This is a genomic window from Edaphobacter sp. (assembly GCF_035532915.1).
Lineage (GTDB): Bacteria > Acidobacteriota > Terriglobia > Terriglobales > Acidobacteriaceae > Edaphobacter.
This window is the reverse complement of sequence record NZ_DATKQC010000283.1, coordinates 1-2,508: the sequence shown is the minus strand read 5'-3', so window position 1 is coordinate 2,508 and position 2,508 is coordinate 1. Positions and strand designations below refer to the sequence as shown.

Below are 2,508 nucleotides of genomic sequence, written 5' to 3'. Positions count from 1 at the left end.
CTCTCCACACCACCACGACGGGCGCCTGCACCGCTTACCAAATCGGCGTCAATGATCTTCGCGTCAATGATCTCGACCATGCCTTCGATTCGTTCCAGCACGCGATCGACAGCCACTGCTTCTACATGGCATTCATTCGCGTGGACCCGCTCCTTGACTCCGTCCGCCACGACTCCCGATACGCCGATCTACTGACACGCATGCATCAGCAGACTGATCGTGTCTTGGAGATTGCCAAGTAAAAGGGGCATCAATCCCGCGATCGGCCGCGGGTATCCAATCAGCGCTTAATCGCCAATGCGCGATTTGAGGAATATCCGATTTGGAAACACGCTTTGCCTTGTTATCACCATTCAAGGAGATAGGTCGGGCCTCTGTCGATACTGCAAGGGCTTTGCTCGTGCCTGCAAACGCAGACCTTGAGAGGAGAAGACAAAAACGTTAGGAACCTGTTTCATCGTGGTAGTGCTTCAATCGCATTTCTAGGCGGTGCTGACGGCGCGCAGAAACTTCACGATCTCGTTACTGACCTCGGCAGAGGCTTCGTGTTGAACCCAGTGACCCACATTGTCGATTTCAAGATTCCCCACGAGACCAGGAAGGCCGGCGCGGAGTTTCTCGAAAGGCGGATAGAGCTCACCCAGGCCATCCACCTTGCCCGCGATGTAAAAGGAAGGTTGTGTGATCGTTGCACCCTTCCAGGCGCCGGACAGATAGAAATAAGGTTCAGCGGCGCGGTAGTAATTCAGAGCGCCGTGAAATCCGGTTCGCTGGAATTCAGCGACGTTGTGAGCGACGTAATCTGATTCAGCCCATGACGGCAACGGCCCCGGAGCTGGACGATGAAGGCTCCGTGCAGGATCTATGGGGCTCCACCGCGTGTCGGATGGGGCAGAACCAGACGCCCAATATAGAATCCCTGGAATGGTGACTGCGGCATCAGCCCAAATTTGATCGGCGTCCGGTCGAATCTGTTCGAACATGTAGAAGTCGTTTTGATGGCCATTCTTCCGCATCCTCTCGAAAATGCTGACATCGCCCCGTGGAACATACGGCACGCTGATGCATAAGACGGCATTGAATCGATCAGGACGCATCAGTGCAGCGTTCCACGCATGAGTTGCGCCCCAGTCATGGCCGACAATGACAGCGCTGGACACATGCAGGGCATCGAGCAATCCAACTAAATCGCCGGCGGTATGGAGCGGCGTGTACAAGGCTGCGTCCGCTGGAGCTGAGCTGCGACCATAGCCGCGCATATCGGGAGCGATAGCTCGAAATCCGGCTGACGCGACCGCTTTCATCTGCCGGCGCCACGTATAGGAAGTATCTGGAAACCCGTGGCAGAAAAGAACAGCAGGTCCCTCTCCTTGCTCAGTCATGTGCAATGAAATGCCGTTTGTCGCGATCTCGTACTCTTTGAGAACGTGGCCCTGGGCGCCCGCGAGATTTTCCGCTCCGGCCGATTGATCTAGCGACCTCTCAAAGTTATTCATGACATTGCACCTTCTCCCATGACTCGATACGCATTTGTGAATCCGTTGGTGTCTTAGGGCTAAGCACTGATTGGCTGAATAATCTCAAAGAGGTTGGCCCAGGGATCTGCAAAGAAAGCTACGCGAAGCCCCATCGCGGCTACATCATGCGGCTCGCTGACGATTGTCACGCCGCGGCGCTTCAATTCGTCGATCGCGTTGTCGACGCTTTCGACTCGAAAACCTATATGGTGCCAGCCAGACATCTTGTAGCTGTCATGGAGATCCTTATAGGGACGGCGGTTGTCTGCGCCGGCGCCCGCCAGAAGCTCGAAGTGAAAACTATCGTCCCCGGCGAGATAAAGAAAAGCGAATGTGAGACCGGCCAGGGACACGGATTGCCTCAATCGAAAGTCAAGCTTTTCTGCATACCAGGCAATCGCGGTATCGAAGTCCGGCACGCGAATGGCCGAGTGATTGATCTTCAAGGAAGCGAATGGATTGGATGCATTGGCGGTGGAAGGGGTGATAGGTGTGGTCATTGTTCTTTTTCTTATCAAAACTCTGTCGAAGTTGCGCAGCGCCGGGTTCGATTGTCGTCGCTCTGGCTATCACCCAATTACAGTCTCTTCGTTTTGAGCCACGAACGGATAGCTTGGATGCTTTCAGCTTTGTGCTCGAGCGGCAACCAATGGCCGGAAGGCAGACTCGTCACGGAAAGATCCTCGCACGTGCCGCGCGTAGGCTCGCTGGAATTGCGCTTGCTACGGTCTTCAACTCACTGTTCGGTCATAACCGGCGGACGCCGAAGTGATGCATGACAGGTTTGAAAGATGATCTACCTCAATGTGCGTCAGCCTTGCGAGGTAGCAGCAGCGCTCGCCGATCGCAAGGCTGCAAGCGCGGAGTTCGGTTCGGCCGCAAACTTGTTGCGATGGTCTGCAAGATAGTTATGAACATCCGAGATGACTACGGAGCCTTCGCCGACCGCAGAAGCGACGCGCTTCACGGATTTGGAGCGCACATCGCCGAC

General features: G+C 55.2%; 3 protein-coding genes and 1 pseudogene. 1 reads left to right on the top strand and 3 read right to left on the bottom strand.

From position 1 onward, the window contains the following. Window positions 1-242: hypothetical protein (locus VMU57_RS13460; protein ID WP_325384234.1), on the top strand; the 242-nt coding region annotated here is incomplete at its 5' end. A 240-nt stretch (window positions 243-482) separates the two neighbouring features. Here the strand turns inward: VMU57_RS13460 and VMU57_RS13455 are convergent. From VMU57_RS13455 to VMU57_RS13445, 3 genes and pseudogenes are all read right to left on the bottom strand, one after another. Then, the gene (locus VMU57_RS13455) at window positions 483-1,496 is read right to left on the bottom strand and encodes an alpha/beta hydrolase (protein WP_325384232.1); all 1,014 of its coding nucleotides are present in this window, start codon (window positions 1,494-1,496) and stop codon (window positions 483-485) included. Window positions 1,497-1,555: 59 nt separating this feature from the next. Next, window positions 1,556-2,017 (bottom strand): VOC family protein, encoded by a 462-nt coding sequence (locus tag VMU57_RS13450; protein WP_325384230.1) that lies wholly within the window; start codon window positions 2,015-2,017, stop codon window positions 1,556-1,558. A 311-nt stretch (window positions 2,018-2,328) separates the two neighbouring features. Then, window positions 2,329-2,508 (bottom strand): annotated as a pseudogene (locus tag VMU57_RS13445) (hypothetical protein); the annotation flags it as partial.

What these genes read in the sequence shown, in the direction of transcription:
- VMU57_RS13455 (WP_325384232.1), bottom strand. Translation starts at nt 1,496, where the DNA reads ATGAATAACTTTGAGAGGTCGCTAGATCAATCGGCCGGAGCGGAAAAT.
- VMU57_RS13450 (WP_325384230.1), bottom strand. Translation starts at nt 2,017, where the DNA reads ATGACCACACCTATCACCCCTTCCACCGCCAATGCATCCAATCCATTC.